An 18,663-nucleotide genomic window follows, 5' to 3' on the forward strand; every position below is an offset into this window, starting at 1 on the left:
TCGATGCTACCTATCGGGCCGCCGTGTCGAGCGTCTCCACCCGCGTGACGCCCTTGGCGTTCTTGGTCAGGCGGAAGGCGTCCAGTTGGCGGCCCGTCGCGGTGAAGGCGCGATAGGTCACCGCCTCGGGCGACACATCCAGCGTCTGGAAGGTCTGGGTGCGCGAGGCCGAGCGGGTCGCCCAACTGAGCGGAGCGACCGGATACATCTTGGGTCCCGCCACCGAGACGACATAGGTCGAGCCCTTGTCGGACGGGTGGCCCGGCCCGGCGTTGGTCATCACCCCGGCGCCGATGGCGCCGCGCGCATAGCCGTGGTCATGAGCCTGAAGAACCAGGTCGACACCGTATTTGTCGATCAGCGGCTTGAGCGCGTCGCGCACCCGCTGGTTGTCGCGATCGGGATCGATCGAGAACAGCGGGAAGTGCAGGAACAGCGCCGTCCAGCGGTTGGGGTTGTTGGCCAGCAGGCCGTCCAGCCAGCGCACCATCTCCCCGCGCATGGCCTCGTCGCCGTGGAACAGCGGCGCGTCGACCGAGATCAGGCGCAGGCCCTGGTAGTCGACCGTCCAGGCCGTCTCCTTCAGCTTCTCGACGCCCTTGGGCCCCGTCTCCGGCAAGGTATACTGGCGCCGCCACTGCGGGTTCAGCACCGGGCCGCGGCCGTACTCGTGGTTCCCCGGTGTCGGCATCTGCGGCGTCTGGGCGTAGAGGAAGCCGCCGGCCGCGAACCACTCGCCCCACTCGTTGTCGCTGTCGTGGCGATTGATCAGGTCGCCGGCGTGGATGACGAAGGCCGCGTCGCCGGCCTTGCGGAACGCCATCCTCATCGTGCGCGAGGCCTCGCTGAGGATGTTGTTCTGCATGTCCCCCATGTAGAGGAACGTGAACGGCTTGGCGGTCGCGGCGGCGGTGCGGAATTGCAGCCATTCGGACCACCGCTCGCCGTCGCCGACGCGATAGGCGTAGACCGTCTCGGGCTTCAGCCCCTTGAGCACCACCGAATGATAGGCCGCCTTGAAGGCCGGATCCTCGCGCACGGCGATGGTGGCGTCGTCGGTGAGGGCCGCGACACGCACCGCCTTCTGGATGAAGTCCGGACCGTCTTCGGCTTGCGCGTACTCGACATGGCCGGCCAGGCCCGGCGCGGTGCGCCAGGTCACCGCCATCTCGTGCGCGGGGTCGGCGGTGAGGTTCAGGACGATCCGTTCGGGCTGGGCCGTCGCCGGAACCGCCGGCAGGTCCGAAGACTGCACCGGCGCGGGCTCGGGACGCAGCGGGCGCTCGACCTTCTGGGCGAGCGCCTGGCCGCCCAGGGCCGCGAGCGCGGCCCCGAGCATCAGGGTTTGGATGGTTTTCATGCTCGCCCCGATCAGAAGACGTAGTTCAGGCCGAACGAGATCGACCGCCCGTTCTTGATGTAGGCGCGGCTCGAGCTGGTGCTGTCGCCGGCCGTGTACCAGTAGGTATGGTTGTCGAAGAGGTTCTGGACCTGCATCGAGGCCGTCGCGCCCTTCCACAGCTTGCGCCGGACGTTCAGGTCCACGAACTCGTAGTCCTGTTCGTAGGGGTTGTTGCCGAAGTCCTGGATGCCCTCGAGGAACTCCGACTGGTAGCTGTAGGCGGCGTAGGCTTCCCAGCCCTTGTATTCCCAGAACAGCTGCACGTTGGCGACCCGTTCGGGCGTCTCCATCAGCGGCAGGGTGTAGCCGGCCGGGTGCCAGGAGATGCCGGTCTCGGCCTCCGACTTCTGCAGGGTCAGGTTCACGCTGGCGCCGAGCTTCGACAGCGGACCGGGCAACCAGTGGAACACCTGCTGGGCGCTCAACTCCATGCCGTAGACCCGCGCCCACTTGCCGTTGTTGGGCATCGAGACGTTCACGCCATCCGGGCCGATATTGGTCCCGGCCGTCCCGTCGCGGATGTTCGACGACGAGGAGCGGTACAGGAAGTTCTTGATGTCCTTGTAGAAGAGACCCAGCGAATAGGCGCCGGTGTCGCCGTTGTAGCGCTCGATCGACAGGTCGTAATTGACCGCCTTCATCGGCTTGAGGTCCGGATTGCCCTGCTCGATCGAGACCAGGACCCACTCGCTGGTCGGGTTCTCGTCGCCATCGCCGTCCGGGTCGACGTCGTAGCCGTACTCCCGCGCCGATGACATGCGGGCGATGTCGGGGCGCGCGAAGCTGGTCCAGATCGCGGCGCGGACCTTGGTGCGGTCATCCAGGCTGTAGTTCAGGTGGATCGACGGCAGGACGTTGGTGAAGTCGCTCTTGTCGGTCGAGTAGTGGCCGCCCTGGACCTCGTCGAGGATGTAGGCGTCGATGGTGTTGTTGGTGCTCTCGACGCGGACCCCGCCGATGACCTGGGCCTTGCCGAGCCGCGCGGTCGCCATCAGGTAGCCGGCGAAGATGTCCTCCTTGAAGGTGAAGCTGTCCTCACCGCTCAGTTCGGCGTTGCCCGGATCGGTGGCGAAGCCTTCGAAGAAGGTGCTGTTCCCCGCCATGGCGCGCTGCAACTCGGCCAGCATGGCCTTGTTGTCGATGACCGTGCCCAGCCGGTAGAGGCCGGAATATTCGCCATCGAACAGGCTGGTCACTTCCTTGCCGTAGAAGCGCGAGAAGTCCGCCAGCGTGCCTTCGGCGTCCAGGTCCATGAACTCGCCGCTATAGGTCGAGCGCTTGGAGCTGTAGACCTTGCCGCCGGTCTTGACCGCTTCCAGCCAGTCCGAGGCCGGACGCCATTCGAGATTGACCTGGCCCTGCCACAGCCGCTCCTGCGCGCCGCCGATCTCGCCCGACAAGCCCGCGAAGTCGTACTGGCTGTTGTCGTGGATCGCCGCCATGCCGGCGTCGTTCAGCACCCACTTGGGAAAGCGGCTGTCGCCGAAATTGGTGACCTTGACGCCCTTGTTGCCCAGCCAGCCGTACTTGTCGCTGCGGAACTCCATCTCGTAGCTGTCGTCGATATTGTCTTCCGACTTGGCGTAGGACAGGTCGTAATCGGCCTTGAAGTCGCCCCAGCGGCTGACGCCGCCGAAGTTCAGCGACATCAGCGAACCGGTCTCGCGCGAGCCTTCCCAGAAGCGGCGCAGGCGGAAGCCCTGCGGATCCCAGGTCCCCGAGGCGCCGTCCAGCGTGTAGTACGAGCGGGTCGAGCGGTCGGCGTCGGTGATGCGGCCGTCGCGGTCGCGGTCGACGATCTGGGCCGTGGTGTAGCTGTAGATCCGGCCCAGCTTGGAGTCGGAGCCGATGATCGAGGCCTCGGGCGAAGCCAGGCCCGTCATGGTCTTGTCGACCTGGGTCAGGCGGGTCGAGTTCTTGCCGGTGTCGTTGCGAAAGTTCAGACGGTTGCTGAACTCGTCCTTGGCGTACTCGTTGAACTGCCCGCGCAGGTGAAAGTCGTGCTTGTCGCCGCGGTAGTCGAGGCTGGTGTTCACGCCCCGCCGCTCGACCTCGGTCTCGCCGAGCGCCAGGTCCATGCCGCGCATGACGAAGGTCTCGGGGTCCCAGCCGAGGGTCTCGCTGTCGGCGTACCAGACCGAAGGCTGGTTATCGCCATCCACGCCGTTCTGCTCGAACTGCGACTTGCGGCGCGACCAGCTGCCGGTGACGAAGACGCCCCAGTTGTCGTTGAACTGGCGCCCGAACGAGCCGGCGACCTCGCCCGACTTCTTGTTGTCGAACTTGTCGAGCATGCCTGCCGAGACCGACAGCACGCCGTAGGTCTTGCCGTGGTCGAAGGCCGTGGGCGTGCGGATGTCGATCGAGCCGCCCAGGGCGTCGCCGTCGCGGTCCGGCGTCAGGCTCTTGATGACGGTGATCGAGTCGATGCCTTCCGGCGGCAGAAAGCTGAGGCGGACGCCGCGATAGAAGTTGTCGTCGCGCGAGCCGGTCCCGCCCATGCGCACGCCGTTCATGGTGTAGTTGTTCAGCTCGGTCGACAGGCCGCGGATGGTGATGCGGTCGCCTTCGCCCGTCGTGTGGTTGCGCACGGCGTTCACGCCCGGCAGGCGCGACAGCGACTCGGCCACGTTGTTGGCCGGCAGATCGCCCATGTCGTCGGCGCTGATGACGTCCGAGATGAAGTCGGCCTTGCGCTTGGAATCCAGCGACCGACGCAGACCCGCCGCATAACCGACGACGACGCCGTCGACCTCTACGGATTCGGGCGCGACGGCCTCGGCCTGCGCCGTCTGGCGCTCGAGGGTCAGCACGCCGCGCACCTCGCGGGCCTCGATGCCCGAGCCGGCGATCATCTTGCGCAGCGCCTCGCGCGGGGTCATCGCGCCCGAAACCGCGTTGGACGTCCGCCCGCGGGTCAGGCCCGGATCGAAGACGATCGACAGGCCCGTGTCACGCGACAGCGTCCGCAACGCCTGGCCCAGGTCCTGGGCCGGAATGGCGATGGTGACCCGCGCCTCGACATTTCGGGTCGCCTGCCAGGCATGGGCGGGCGCGGCGATGGAGCCCAGCACGGCGACGGCCGCCGCTGTGAGCAGGCCGCTTTTATGGATACGCATTCGAACAATCCCCTCCGATCGAACTGATCGTCACGGGGTTAGACGGCGGCCGACGAGGTCCTGACAGCTGTCATAAAAACTTGTTCCAGACGGCGCTAACCGCCTGAAATCACATATTGATCCGCCCCCTGACGAGTGAGCTTGAAGCCGTGCAGCCTCGCCATCGCGGCCAGGGCGTCTTCGGGATCGTCATAGGCGAAGCGCCCGCTGACCAGCACTCGTCCGACCGAGGGATCGGCCAGCCTGACCTCCACGCCGCTCGCCCGTTCCAGATCCTCGACAACGCTGGCGAGGGTCGCCTCGTTGAACTCCAACCAGCCCTTGGCCCAGGGCGGCACATCGGTTTCAAGCTCAGGTCGGGCCATTGCGATGCGCTGGACGACGCCGCCTGAGACGCGGGCCTGCTCGCCGGCGTGAATGTGGACTGGAGCCCCCTTCCCCACGACCTTCACGATCCCCTCGAAGACCTCGACCTCCACGACCGTCCCGGCGGCCGTCTGCCGCTGGTCGACGTTGAAGCGGGTGCCGACGGCCGTGACCCGCACGCCGTCGACCTCGACCGAGAACGGCCGGCTCTTGTCGGGAGCCACCTCGAAGAAGCCCTCCCCCTTCAGCCGCAGGCGACGCTCGTGTTCGCGCAACTCGACCCGCACCTGGCTCTGCCCGTTCAGCCGGACCTGCGAGCCGTCGGCCAACGCGATCGGCTTCGGCACGCCCCGGCTTCCCTCGATCAGCTCTCCACGGGGCGCGAGACCGCCGCCAAGCACGAAGAGCGCCCCCGCCACCACCGCGAAACCCGCGCCGGCCAGCGCGCCGAGCGGTCGGGCCCGCCATCGCGGCGCGGGCCGCGCATGGACAAGCCGCCGGGCGGCCCAGATCACGGCGGCGTCGTCGAGCAACGCCTCGTGGCGGCGCAGCAGGTCCTGGCGATCGGGGCGCCCGTCCAGCCACCGTTCGAGCAGCGCCTGACGGTCGGGCGACCAGGCCGCGTCGCGCCGCGCATCGGCCCACAGCGCGGCCTCGCGATCGTCCTTGGGGTTCATCGGCCTAGTCGACATGGCGGCCCTCCGCCGTCCGACGCAGCGTCTGGGCCGCGCGGCTGTAATGTTTCTGCACCGCCTCGATCGACAGCTTGAGGTCCCGGGCGATCGCTTCGTAGGATTCCTCGCCGGCGCGTCGCCGAACGAAGACCTCGCGCCGCAACGGCGGCATGGCCTCCAAGGCCCTCTGGCACAGCCTCGACCGCTCGCTCATGTCCAGCGCCTCCAGCGGCGTGGCTTCGCCATGAATGGAAAGTTCCGCCGCTTCCAGGTCGTCGATCTGGACGTTGGCCGCACGCCGCGCCCGATCGACCAGGATGTTGCGCGCCGCGCGCATGGCGTAGAACAGGGGATCGGCGATCAGCGTATCGCGCGCCCGCGCCAGGACGCGCAGGATCGCCTCCTGGGCGACGTCCTCGGCGTCGACCGCCGTAGCCAGGCGGCGGCGAACATAGGCCAGCAGGATCCGGTTCTGCGTCGCCAGCGCCCGCCCCACCTCCTGCTCGTTACCGATCACCCGCCACGCCTCCTCGACGGAGCGTGGCTATAGGAGTCCTCCGTGACGGATCCGATGAGGTTCGATGTCGGTTTCATGGCGACGCCGGCAGCCAGCCATGTCCCGGCATGACGAAAGCCGAAGACTTTTGACGTCGAGACATGACGAGTTTTTAATTTCAACAACCAAGACGCGAGCGCAGCTTCTGGTAGAAATGACGAATGGAAGGGCTCCGCCGTCATCCCGCCTTGACGCTCGCTGGTTTGATCTGGCTCGCCTACGCGACGCTGGAGACCTGGATAGCCTCGGGCGCATTCTGGATGGCCAGCCTCTGGGCTTTCCACGGACTGGCGCTGATGCTGGCGATGAAGGCCCTGCTCGACCGCGCCCCGCGAGAGACGGGATGGCGGCGGATCGCCCTGTTCATGGCCGCGCCGGCGGCGTTCGCGGTGTTGCAGACGGCGCTCGACATGCTGGCCACCCAGATGGTCGGACCGCTGTTGCTTGGCGGCGTCCAGGGGCCGCCGGGCGTCGTGGTCTCGCCCGTCGGCGTCGCCTTCGATTTCACCTTCAAGCTGAACCTGCGGGTCTATCTGTGGATCTTCGGCTTCTACGCCGCGGCCCTGGCCCTGATGGGCTCCGCGGCGGAGACCTACGCGGCCCGCTTGAAGGCCGACCAGGCCGAGATCGAGGCCCTGCGCCTGCAGGTCAATCCTCACCTGTTGTTCAACAGCTTGAACTCGATCTCCGCCTTGATCCTTCAAGGCGACCACAGGCGAGCCGAGGTCATGACCCTGGGCCTGGCGCGGTTCTATCGCGGCAATCTCGCGGCCGGCGAAGCTGGTCTGGTGGCATTGGAAGAAGAGATCGAGGCGCTGGAGGCCTATGTCGACCTCGAAAAGCTCCGGCTTGACCGCCTGGTCCTCGAGGTCGACTGTCCAGACGCCTTGGCTGAAGCGAGGGTGCCCGTGCTGATCCTTCAGCCGCTCGTTGAGAACGCCATCAAGTACGGCGTGACCGGGGCCTCCGAGCCGACGCCCATTCGCCTTCGGGTCAGGTCGCAAGGCGACACCCTACGGATCGCGATCGAGAACCATCTTTCGGAGTATCCGGATACGGATGGCGCCGGCATCGGGCTGAGCAACGTCCGCAGCCGGCTGCGCAGCTATTTTCAGGACCGCGCCGCGATGGTCGCCGAGTCCAGCCCCGACCAGTGGCGCGTCACGCTGGTCCTGCCCCTTCTGCCGCAGGCGACGCAGCAGCAGGCGCCTAGCCGTACGATCGCTCATCTCCCCCTGGCCAGCGCCGCCGCCCGCTAGGCGACGACACGATGCTGGTCTCAGGCGCGGCTTTCGGCCGCCTCCCCGCCTGGACTGGCCAGACCCCCGCCCAGCCCGCGGAAAACCGCCGCCACGGCGCGAGCATAGGTGACGCCGACCCTGACGGCGGTGCCGTCCTTGAGGATGACGACGGAACCGGCGCGCCCCTGCCTGTTGATCTGCGCGACCGCCGTGCGCCGCACGAACGCCGACCGGCTCACCCGCACCATGGCCCCCTCGCCCAGTTGTCCAGCCAGGCTGTCCATGGTCGCGCGAAGGATATGCGAGCGGGTCGGCGTGTGCAGAAGCACATAGTCCCGGGAGGCTTCGATCCAGTCGATCGTCGAGATCGGCACGCGGACCAGGCCGTCACGGTGCGGCGCCCAGATGCAGTCGAAAGCCTCCGCTACGGCCTCTTCGTTGTCGACGGCCGGTTGCGGCGCCTGCCCATCCCCGCTTCGCCTGCGGCGCGCACGGTCCAGCGCCGTGGCCAGCCGGTCGATCTCGACGGGCTTGAGCAGATAGTCGACCGCATCGACCTCGAAAGCCTGCAGCGCGAAATGATCGAAGGCGGTGACGAAGATCACCTCGACCTCCGGATCCCGGCTGAGCGCTCGCGCCAGCGACATCCCGCTCTGCCTGGGCATGCGGATATCCAGCAGGGCCAGGTCAGGCCGCAACGCCTCGATCAGCGCGGCCGCCTCCTCACCGTCGCGCGCCTCTCCGACGACCTCTATGCCTGGAAGATCGGCCAGCAAGGTCCGCAAGCGCACAAGGGCCAGGGGCTCATCGTCGGCAAGCAGGAGTTTCATGATCAGGCCGCCGCTTCCAGATCGCCTCGACGCAAGGGAATATGCAGGCGCGCGCTGAAGCCCTCGCCCAAGCGATGAACCTCGAGGCGACCGCTCGCGCCATAGATCACCTCGATACGCCGCGCGACGTTCTGCAATCCAATCCCCGGCCCGACGACGGCGCCGACCGGCGTCGCGCCATTCGCGCCGCCATCGATGATGCTCACCACGAGCGCCTCGTCCTGCTCCCGAGCCACGATCCGCAGGCTGCTGCGGCCCAAGGACGGGGTCAGGGCGTACTTGACGGCGTTCTCGACCAGCGGTTGCAGGATGAGGCTGGGCACCAGCGCGCTCTCCAGGCTGTTGGGGCAATCGATCTCGACATCCAGCGCGTAAGGGAACCGGACGCCCTCGACGTCGAGATAGGCCTCGATGAGCGTCAACTCATGGCGGAGCGCAATCAACTCGTCTTGGGCCGGCGTAAGCGAGGCGCGGAGGAAGCGACAAAGTCCCGCGATCATCAGCTCGGCCCGTCGCCCCTCGCCCGAGACGACCAGGGACGAGATGTTGTTGAGCGTGTTGAACAGGAAATGCGGATTGAGCTGGAAGCGAAGCATCTGCAACTGGGCGTCTCGCGCCAGTTCGCGCGCCTCCGCCAACTGCCGCGCATAGTCGGCGGAACGCCTGGCGTGGATGCTGGCCTTCTCGTGCATGGAAAACAGCTCCAGCGCGGCGGCGTAGAAGCCGAACAGCCAGACATAGATCAGGCAGTTCAAGGCGAAGGCCTCGAGCCTGAACGTCGAGACATGCCCCCCGAACATCGCGGGGGCCAGATTGCCGAGCCGTGTATCGATCAGGCTCTGCAACATCGCCACGGCGGTCGCCACGACGGCCAGGATCGCCCAGCGCGTGGACATCGATCTGGATCGCTCCAGGCGCTTGACCGCCGCCCAGACGGCCAGCGATCCCAGCATACCGGTCGTGGTGATCAGTCCCAACCAGACCGGCAGCCACCGGGGCAGGACGCCGCCATAGGCCACCAGCAGCGACGCGGTGAAGGTCAGCAGGCAGAAGAACCACATGCCGAGGGTCAGGTGCACCGTGGTGATCCTGGTTCCCCGGAAAGCTTCGGCGGCGGCCCTTTCCGGCATTATCGGCGCCTTCCGGCTGGCCCGGCGTCGTCAGACCGCGAGGTCCGGCTCGCATCGCCGGTCGTCTTTCGCCAAGCGAAAGTCTCGCTAGCGCCGCTTGCGCTGCAAGGCGTGAAGGTCATCGCCAATGACACGGCTCGCTGTCCACGGCGCATCCGCGCGCCGACTACCCGAAGTTCGAGATTCAAATAGCACTCCACCGCCGCGACAACTGAGACCGACGGCTGCATTGGTCGCAAACTCGACGCAGGCGGCGCCAACCCCATTGCTCCTCGCGGAATTGGCCTCCGGCGGCGGATCCAGCCGCTCGCCCCCCTTGAGAGGCCGGGCGGCCAAGCCCCTTGTCAACCAAGGATTGTGAACGGACCAGCGCCCTGGCCGCCCTCTTGCGGCGCCGGTCGGTGGACCAAGGCTTGGATTGCGGCCCCCGGTTTTCGGCGCTGTCGAGCCTTTCCGCCCTTGCGACGAACTTCGCCAATGGCGCGACCAACGGCGGCGCCCGCCGCTAGCAGGGCCTTATCGCCACCGGCAGAATTGCATCCCTAAGACGAGCGAGCTGCCTGGATCGGACGATCCGCGGCCCGCTCGCGATCACATTCTTTGTCGGCATGCGGCCTGGCCGCGTCCTTCCCGAGCTGGAACGCGATTGATGCTGAGTGCCCGCCTGGAAAGCCTGCCGCTGGTCGTGTGCGGTCCAATCCTCCGCCGCACCGACGACCAGTCGGTGACCGTCTGGGTCGCCCTGAGGAAGGCGCGCACGGTCCGGCTCGAGGTCTATGCGGAAACGCAGGGCGGCGGCTGGAACGACACGGTCCTGCACGGCGAGGCCAACACCGCCAGGGTCGGCGACAACCTGCACATCCTGGCGATCACCGCCAAGGGCGGCCCTCTCTCCTGGGGCAAGCGATACGCCTACAATCTGTTCTTCGCGGAAATCGCGGACGCGGCGCCAGACGACGCTGGTGTCGGCGAACTGTTCGCACCGGCATACGGCGGACGAACCGGCGTCGTCGCCGCGTCGGCCGCCACGGCCAAGGCGATGCTCACCTACGCCCCGGACGGCCCGAGCCTGCCCAGCTTCGTCCTGCCGCCGGGCCCGTCCGGCGCGGACGACCCTCACCCACTGAACGGCCTGCGGATCGTCCACGGCTCGTGCCGCAAGGCCCACGGCCAGGGCGAGGACGCCCTGCCGACCCTGGACGACATGATCCAGGCCTCGCTGGGGTCCGGCGCCGCAGCGCCGCGCCCTCACATGCTGCTGCTCACTGGGGACCAGATCTATGCCGACGACGTCGCCGACGCCCTGCTGGCGCTGCTGATCGACGCTGGCCGGACGCTGGTGGGATGGCCGGTCGAGGCCGAGAACAAGACCCTTCCCGGACCGGGGTTCAGGTCGGATTTCGCCAAGGCCATTGGCCTTACCGCCATGAAGGGTCTGAGCCTCGACGGCTGGACGGCGGCCAAGAGCCACCTGATGCGCTTCAGCGAGTTCGCGGCGATGTATCTCTTCGCCTGGTCCGACGTGCTCTGGCCTGCCGCCGACCAGACGCCCACCCTGGAGCAGGTGTTCGCCAATCTTACCGCCAAGCAGCGGGAGGAAAGAGCCGAGCTGTTCACGAAGGAGCGTGAAAGTCTCCTGGGCTATCGCGCCACCCTTCCGAAGGTGCGCCGGGCGCTGGCCAACACGCCCACCTACATGATCTTCGACGACCACGAGGTGACCGACGACTGGAACCTGACCCGCCATTGGGAACGGCAGGTCTACCAGCGGGACAATGTCGGCGGACAGCGTCACGTACTGAACGGCCTGCTCGCCTACGCCCTGTTCCAGGCTTGGGGAAACACCCCCGAACAGTTCGAGACCAAGGGCTCAGAGACGCCGGGCGGCAAGCTGCTCAAGGCGCTGGCGCTTTGGCGCGGTCATCCCGGCGAGGCGCACGAGGCGACGATCGGCGCCTGCCTCAACATACCCGTCTATGACGGTCCTCGGCGTGCGCCCATCCCGGCCTACGAGGACACCCTGCACTGGCACTACGACATCCAGACTCCGGGCTTCCAGTGCCTGGTCCTGGACACGCGCACCATGCGCGGATTTCCGGGCGGGCCCGACGACTCGCCGGACATGCTCGACGACCTCGGCTTCGAGCGGCAGATCCGCGGGGCGCGCCGTCCATCTCCGCCGGCCGACATGACGATGATCGTGGCCACCACGAACGTCATCAGCGAACCGCTGACCGAAGCGGCTGTGGAAATCGCGGGCAAACTCCACTCTGTGCTGGCCGATCGCGGCGACGCCTGGACCGGCCAGACCCCGGCCTTCGAGCGGCTGCTGGTCGAGCTGGCCTACCGGACGGCGCCCGCGTCCGCGTCCGAAACGCACCGCAGGGCCCATTTCGCGATCGCCACGGGCGACATCCACTACGGCTTCGCCGTTCGGGGACAGTATTGGGCCGAAAAGGGCGGCTATCGCCCCGCCGACGCACCGTGGAACGACGGCGGCCAACTGGAGATGGTCTTCGCGGAGTTCACCGCCAGCCCCTTCCACAATCAGGACGACAAGACCGACAAGCTGCACAACTACGCCTTCGGCACGGTCGCGGACGTGCAGCTCCTCAGAAGCCTGATGAGCGCCTCCTGGATCGGATGGCGCAAGCCGCCGAGGGCCGCCGACCTGGACATCAAGCCGGAGCAGCCTTCGAGCCTGGATCAGTTGTTCCCGATCCCCGCGTGGAAAAAGCTGATGGCCGAGGTGCGCAAGTACCGCGCGCGCCGGCGCCAGGAGCTCCTGGTGAAGAAGCCGGCGCTGCTACGGCTGGACGGCCTTCCCGAAGGATCCGTGGTCCGCAAGGCGCCGGACTGGGCCTACCGGCTCGACTTCATCATGGATGAAACGCCCTCGCTGAAGGACGCCTCGATCCCGCCGGCCACGCAGGCCGACCAGGCGCGCGCGTTCCAGATGGACGCCCTGACCGAAGCCCACGTCAAGTACGCCGACAAAGGCGCCGGCCGCATCCTCGTGGGGCGCAACAACATCGGCGAGATCCGCTTCGAGTGGCCGGCCAGCGACAAAAAGGCGCTCGTCCAGAAGCTCTGGTGGCGGCTGGTCGACGGCGCGGTTCCCCAGCCCCTGACCGAGTATCGCGTGCCGTTCGGCTTCCAGGAGCCCGCCTTCCCCAAACCTGCCTACCCCGGTGAACAGTGATGGAAGCCAATTTTCAGAAGCTGCTCCTCGAGGAGATCTCGCGCCTGTTCGAGCCGCTGGTCACGGCCGCCGGCAACGTCGGCTACCGGCGCGCCCTATTCGGGGAAGTGGGCTGGAACCTCGCCGCACTGCCCGGCGTCGAGGAGGGCCTGGCGCAAAAGCTTGAGGTTCTGGTCGAGGCGCACGCCACCATCTCCACGCTGATCAACGACCCGCCCGAAAGCCTGCCGGAACTGAAGGCGACCTTCGAGGCGCTGAAACCGCTGATCGCCGCGGCCAGGTCCCTGAAGACCGCGTTCGACGAGGTGGTGGCGGTCGCGCCCCATCTGGACGACCTTCTCGAAGAGCTGCTGCACCAGTTGCTGCTGATCTATCTGCAGCGTTGGCGCCCTCGCCTGTATCAGGCGGCGGACCTGCTGACGCTGATCGAGGTCTCGCCCACCTTCGAGCCGCCGCAGCAGGTCAAGAACGGCGAAGGCCAGGTGATCATCGCGCCGCACCAGCCCAGGCGAGTGCGCTTCGACAGGCTGGGTCCGCTGTTCAGCGATCCCGCCGCGGTGCTCGGCGAGCACTATCTGCCCAACGGCCTGGCGACCAAGGAGGACGTCGCCGCGGCCTCCGGCCTGATCTTCCCGATGCTGGCGCGCGTCCTCCAGGAAATCGGGATGCGGGCCGTCTACGGCGTCGCGCCGGGGGCGGAGGTGGATCTCGGCCAGGCCGACCCCGACCTGATCCGCCGCCTGCTCTTCGTCTCCACCCGCGCCCCGGTCGGGCCGTCGGCCGCGCTGGGCGCCTCGCTCCTGATGCTCTCGAAGGAAGAAGGCGGTCCCGGGCTGGCGGTGTCTCCCCGAGGGGCTGCGAGCTTCAACGCCAAGCTCTCCGGCTGGGATCTGGAGCTGACGACGGAAGGGACGCCGGGCAGCTTCGTCTTCGGCCCCGAGGGCGTGGCGATGGCCAACGACGGAGCCGGCCTGAAGGTGGCGGCCAGGCTTCAGAAGACCCGGTACGAGGACGAGGAAGCGCCCCTGTTGATCGGCAGCGTCAAGGGCACGCGGCTGGAAGCCAACCACCTCAGCGTCGGCGCCGCTTTCGCTGTCGGCTTTGGCGAGGATCCCGATATCTCGATCAGCGCGGAAGCCGGCGAAGCGGCCCTGGTGCTGTGCGCCGGCGATGGCGACGGCTTCCTGCAAGAGGTGCTGCCCGACGAGATTCGCGTGCCTTTCGCCCTCGGCGTGGAATGGTCGCGCGCCGGCGGGCTGCGGCTGAAGGGCGGCGCGGGGCTGGAGACCAATCTAGCGATCAAGAAGTCGTTCGGCGGGGTTCTGGACATCGACACCCTGCACTTCGGGATGCGGGCGGACGAGACCGGCCTTTCGGCGCAGGCGTCGGTCAGCGCCAAGGCGCACATCGGTCCGATCACCGCCGTGGTGGAGCAGATCGGCGTCGAGGCCCGGTTGACCCCTGCCCCCGCCGGACAGGTCGGCGCGCTCGGCCCGCTCGACGTGGACATCAACTTCAAGCCGCCCGCGGGGGTGGGCCTGGACATCAAGGCCGGGCCGGTCACCGGCGGCGGCTACCTGTTCTTCGACCCCGCCAAGGCGCAATACGCCGGCGCGCTGCAACTGGAGCTGGGCGGCAAGATCGCCCTGGGCGCGGTGGGCCTGCTCACCACCAGGATGCCCGATGGCGAGAAGGGCTTTTCGCTGTTCGTGCTGATCTCGGCGGAGTTCCCGCCGATGCAGCTCGGCTACGGCTTCACGCTCAATGGCGTGGGCGGGCTGATCGGGGTCAACCGGACCGCCAACACCGACGTCCTGCGCGCCGGCATCCGCACCGGCGGTCTCGGCTCTGTGCTGTTCCCCAAGGACCCGGCCAGGAACGCGCCGCAGATCATCTCCAACCTGAACGCCGCGTTCCCGGCCGCGGCCGACCGGGTGCTGATCGGACCCATGGCCAAGCTCGGCTGGGGTACGCCCAGGATCCTGACGCTCGACCTGGGGCTGGTGCTGGAAATGCCATCGCCGGTGCGCCTGCTGCTGCTGGGCCGCCTGCGCGCGATCCTTCCCAGCGAGGACAAGCCCCTGGTGCGCCTGCAGATGGATGCGCTCGGCGTGCTGGATTTCGAGCGCCGCGAGGTCTCTCTCGACGCGACGCTCTACGACTCCAAGCTGCTGGAATTCGCCCTGACCGGCGACATGGCGCTGCGCGCCAGCTGGGGCGCCAATCCGAACTTCCTGCTGGCCGTCGGCGGCTTCAACCCGCGTTACCGGCCGCCGGCCGCCTTCCCCAAGCTCAACCGCGTGGCCCTCAGCCTGGACCAGGGGTCGAACCTCAAGCTGAGGCTCGAGACCTATCTGGCGTTGACTTCCAACACCGCCCAGTTCGGCGCCCGCGCGGACCTGCACGTCGCGGCCGCCGGCTTCACCGTCGACGCCTATCTCTACTTCGACGCGCTCTTCCAGTTCGAGCCCTTCGCCTTCGTGGTCGACCTGGGGGCGATGGCGGCCCTGAAATACAAGGGCCGCAACCTGGTCGGCGTGAAGTTCGACATGAACCTCAGCGGCCCCTCGCCGTGGCATGTCCGCGGCAAGGCCTCGATCGAGGTCCTGTTCTTCGACGTCACGGTGGACTTCGATCACACCTTCGGCCGCCGCCAGGCGCCCGCGACGCCGGCCGTCACCTACATCCGCCCCCTGCTTCTGGAGGCCCTGCGCGACCCCCGCAACTGGAGCGGGCTGACGGTCAGCCACCCGCTGGTGCGCCTGCGCGACCCGGGCAAGGCCGAGGGCGAGCTCCTGCTACATCCCCTGGCCGCCCTCAACGTCAGCCAGCGGGTTGCGCCGCTGGATCGGGACATCACTCGCTTTGGCGCCAACACCCCCGGCGACGGCGGGCGCTACACCCTGGAGATGGTCGCCCCCGACGGGGGAGCGATCGATGGCCGCGTCGAGGTCACGCCGGTGCAGGACGCCTTCGCCCCTGCGCAGTTCCGCGCCATGAGCGACGCCGAGAAACTGGGCGCGCCGGCCTTCGAGCAGATGCAGTCGGGGCTGGCCCTCGCCTCGCACGCGGTGGAGGCGCCGTACGACGCCGCCCTCGACCTCGACATCAGTTTCGAAACCGCCGTCTACCGCACCCTGCAAGACGGGGCGGCCGAGCGGATCGCCGCCATCCCCCTGTCCGGGCGGCTGATGGAAGCCGCCGCCGACGCCGGCGCGGCGGCCAAGGCCCGTGGACGCCTGGCCAGCGCACTCACGGCCGCGGCCTAACAGAGCATCCGGAAAGACGATGTCCGACACCGCCCAAGCCAAGTACACCTTCCTGCCCTACGTCCGGCGAGGTCTAGCCGCCGTGCTGGCCGGCGACGCCGAGGACGGCCGTCTCCAGATGCCCGTCCGGCTGAAGCTGCAAGGCGGCGGGGTAGAAGAGACCGTCGACCTGCCGCTACGCCTTTATGGCCCGGGCGACGTGATCGGCATCGATCCGGCCGAGGTGATCCGCACCGAGCCGCGCCACCAGACTCCCGACTTCGATCCCCAATACTTCCCGGCGGTCGAGTTCGACACGCCCGGCCTGCCGTGGATGTTCAGCCCCGAGGCGGCGAGCGAGGGCGTGCTGCGCCCCTGGCTGTGCCTGGTGGTGGTTCGCGACCGCGCGCCCAACCTGTTGTCCGCCGGCCCGGACCGCCCGGTGGCGAGCCTGGAATGCGAGCTGCGCGAACTGCCCGACCTCGCCGAGACCTACGCCTGGGCGCATGCCCAGGTGCTGCGCGAGGCGCCGGCCGGCGAGGACGAGGACGCCGCGCGCCAGGCCGTGCACGACGTCATCACCGGCGTACCCGGGCGAAACCTGTCGCGGCTGCTGTGCCCCCGGCGGCTCGTCCCCAACACGGCCTACATCGCCTGCGTGGTTCCCGCCTTCGAGGCGGGACGCCTGGCGGGTCTTGGCCTGCCGGTCACGCCGCAGTGCCTCGCCGACCTCACGCCGGCCTGGCCGGCGCCACAAGCGGCGGAACGCGGGACGGTGACCTTGCCGGTCTACCATCACTGGCGCTTCAGCACCGGAGCCGGCGCCGAGAGCTTCGAAACCCTCGTGCGGCGCCTGGAACGGCGCAACGACCTGCCCGGCGTGGGGGTGCTCAGCCTCGACGTCGGCGCGCCCGGATGGGGCTTGCCGGCCGCCCCCGGGACGCGGCTCGCCCTGGACGGCGCCCTGGTTCCGCCGCGGACCACCGCGCCCACGCCCTGGCCTTCGACGCACCGGGACACGTTCCAGGCCGCCCTGCGCCAGCTGCTGAACGCGCCGGCGACAAGCGGCGAGGCCCTGGTGGCCCCACCCATCTACGGCCAGCAGCACGCCGGCCGCGGCGTCGTGCCCACGCCGGGCCAGGCGCCGAACTGGCTGGGCGAATTGAACCTGGACCCTCGCCACCGCGTCGCGGCCGGGCTTGGGGGACTGACCGTCCGAGCCCGCCAGGACGAACTGATGGCCGCCGCCTGGGAGCAGGTGGAGGAGATCGAACGCGACAACCAGGTGCGTCGGCAGGCGCAGCTCGCGGTCGAGATCGGCTCGAACCTCCATGCGCGGCTGACCGCACTCGACCCCGGCGCCCTGCTGCAGGTCACTGCGCCCGCTCACGACCGCGTCGGGAACTCGGCGGCGGGAGGAGCGAAAGCCCGTTCCGCGCAGGCGGAAAACAGCGTCGGCGACCAGGTGCGCCGCAGCGCCCTGCCCTCGAACGCCTTGTCCGCCGGCTTTCGCCGGATGACGCGAGGACGTGGCCCGATCGCTCGCCGCGCGGCGCCCGGGGCCGAACCGCAGAACCCGCTGGACCGGCTGATCGCCGCGCCGACGGCCGCCGCCCCGGAACGCCCGGAACGCGTCGCCCTGCTGTCGCTCGACACCCTGGCCTCGTCCCTTCGCGGCGGCGCCGCGCCGCCTGGAGACGAGGCCTCCAGGCCCACTATCGAAATGCTGATCCTGGGCGCGATGGCCGACGCTCCGGCGGCGGCCAAGAGCGCCCGGATGGATCCGAGCGGCGGGGCGGCGCTTGGCCAGGCCGCGGCCATCCAGCAGGCCAAGCTGGCCGAGCTCAGCGGCGCGGGCGAGACCAGGACGGCCGCCCAACTGCCGCTTGAGCACGTCGCCGCCGAACTCAAGGCGAGGCTGGATCCGGCCCAGCGCATTCCCGAGGCCGTGGGTGAGCGGGTGCGCAACGCTCCGGTCGCCAAGTCCGCCCGGGCGGCGGCGACCGGCGCAGCCGCCCCTCTGAGCCCCGTCATGGCCGCGCCGAACTTCCCCACGCCGATGTATCGCGCGCTGCAGGAAATGCACGACATGCTGCTGCCGGGGCTGGAGAACACCCCGCCCAACACCCTGGCGCTGCTGAAGACCAATCCGCGGTTCATCGAGGCGTTCATGGTCGGGCTGAACCACGAGTTCGCCCGGGAGCTGCTATGGCGCGAGTATCCCACCGACCAGCGTGGAACCTACTTCCGGCAGTTCTGGGACGTTCGCGCCGCCGAGTTCGCGGGACCCGACCTGTCCCCCATCCACGACTGGTCCGATGGCAGCGCACTCGGCGGCCATCTGGGCGTGGGCGACGCCGAGGACGACCTCGTCCTGCTGATCCGGGGCGACCTTCTGCGACGCTATCCGGACGCGCTGATCTATGCGGTGAAGGCCCTGCCCGACGGAGCCTTCCCCCAGGACCAGCCCGCCCAGGTGAAACTGCCGCGCTTCACCGGCGCGAGGGAGCCCGAGATCGCCTTCGTCGGCTTCGACCTGACCGAAACCCAGGCCAGGACGGACGCGGGCGGCTGGTACTTCGTGCTGCAGGAGCAACCCGCCGCACCGCGTTTCGGGCTGGACCCCGCCGCCGGGCCCCAGACGGCTTCGGACCTGAAGGCCTGGCGCGACGTCTCCTGGGGTCATGTGGTCTCGACACCGGAGGCGTTGGCCGCCCTGACCCACGCGCCCGTCGCCGGCCCGTTGGCCGGCAAGTCCATCGGACCGGAACGAGCCCCGGTCACCTGGGGCAAGAACGCCGGCCACATGGCCCGCATCACCCTGCAGCGCACCTACCGCATCGCCATCCATGCCGAGGCGATGCTCGCCTTGCCCAAAGATTGAAGAAGCACACC

Annotated in this window: 10 protein-coding genes; 4 read left to right on the forward strand and 6 right to left on the reverse strand. The window is 68.6% G+C overall.

The window, feature by feature from the left end:
• Nucleotides 1-10 precede the first annotated feature (10 nt).
• From DDF62_RS08855 to DDF62_RS08870, 4 genes are all read right to left on the reverse strand, one after another.
• Nucleotides 11-1,360, reverse strand: coding sequence for a purple acid phosphatase family protein (locus DDF62_RS08855; protein ID WP_244286770.1), 1,350 nt, complete (start codon nt 1,358-1,360; stop codon nt 11-13).
• Nucleotides 1,361-1,371: 11 nt separating this feature from the next.
• Nucleotides 1,372-4,521 carry a TonB-dependent receptor gene (locus DDF62_RS08860; protein ID WP_116488786.1) on the reverse strand — a complete coding sequence of 1,050 codons (3,150 nt, stop codon included), beginning with the start codon at nt 4,519-4,521 and terminating at the stop codon, nt 1,372-1,374.
• Between the two features lie 95 nt (nt 4,522-4,616).
• The gene (locus DDF62_RS08865) at nt 4,617-5,564 is read right to left on the reverse strand and encodes a FecR family protein (RefSeq protein ID WP_165832212.1); all 948 of its coding nucleotides are present in this window, start codon (nt 5,562-5,564) and stop codon (nt 4,617-4,619) included.
• A 4-nt stretch (nt 5,565-5,568) separates the two neighbouring features.
• On the reverse strand, nt 5,569-6,078 hold the full coding sequence (locus tag DDF62_RS08870; RefSeq protein ID WP_116488788.1) for an RNA polymerase sigma factor: 510 nt from the start codon (nt 6,076-6,078) through the stop codon (nt 5,569-5,571).
• A gap of 299 nt (nt 6,079-6,377) precedes the next feature.
• Here DDF62_RS08870 and DDF62_RS08875 point away from each other — a divergent pair, with 299 nt between their 5' ends.
• Nucleotides 6,378-7,376: a sensor histidine kinase gene (locus tag DDF62_RS08875; protein ID WP_165832213.1), complete on the forward strand. Its 999-nt coding sequence runs from the start codon at nt 6,378-6,380 to the stop codon at nt 7,374-7,376.
• 20 nt (nt 7,377-7,396) lie between these two features.
• Here DDF62_RS08875 and DDF62_RS08880 read toward each other — a convergent pair whose 3' ends face one another.
• Both DDF62_RS08880 and DDF62_RS08885 read right to left on the reverse strand, forming a co-directional pair.
• Entirely contained in the window at nt 7,397-8,188 is a 792-nt protein-coding gene (locus DDF62_RS08880) for a LytR/AlgR family response regulator transcription factor (protein WP_116488790.1), read from the reverse strand.
• Between the two features lie 2 nt (nt 8,189-8,190).
• Nucleotides 8,191-9,267 carry a sensor histidine kinase gene (locus tag DDF62_RS08885; RefSeq protein WP_165832214.1) on the reverse strand — a complete coding sequence of 359 codons (1,077 nt, stop codon included), beginning with the start codon at nt 9,265-9,267 and terminating at the stop codon, nt 8,191-8,193.
• A 700-nt stretch (nt 9,268-9,967) separates the two neighbouring features.
• Between DDF62_RS08885 and DDF62_RS08890 the strand changes: the two genes are divergently transcribed.
• From DDF62_RS08890 to DDF62_RS08900, 3 genes are read left to right on the forward strand one after another with little or no spacing between them, the layout of a single operon-like run.
• Nucleotides 9,968-12,520: an alkaline phosphatase D family protein gene (locus DDF62_RS08890; protein ID WP_116488792.1), complete on the forward strand. Its 2,553-nt coding sequence runs from the start codon at nt 9,968-9,970 to the stop codon at nt 12,518-12,520.
• Entirely contained in the window at nt 12,520-15,789 is a 3,270-nt protein-coding gene (locus tag DDF62_RS08895) for a DUF6603 domain-containing protein (RefSeq protein ID WP_116488793.1), read from the forward strand. Before DDF62_RS08890 ends, DDF62_RS08895 begins: the two co-directional genes overlap by 1 nt.
• 19 nt (nt 15,790-15,808) lie before the next feature.
• Nucleotides 15,809-18,652, forward strand: coding sequence for a hypothetical protein (locus DDF62_RS08900; protein ID WP_116488794.1), 2,844 nt, complete (start codon nt 15,809-15,811; stop codon nt 18,650-18,652).
• The last annotated feature ends 11 nt before the right edge of the window (nt 18,653-18,663 follow it).

Origin of the sequence: Caulobacter radicis (genome assembly GCF_003094615.1) — a bacterium.
Classification (GTDB): domain Bacteria; phylum Pseudomonadota; class Alphaproteobacteria; order Caulobacterales; family Caulobacteraceae; genus Caulobacter; species Caulobacter radicis.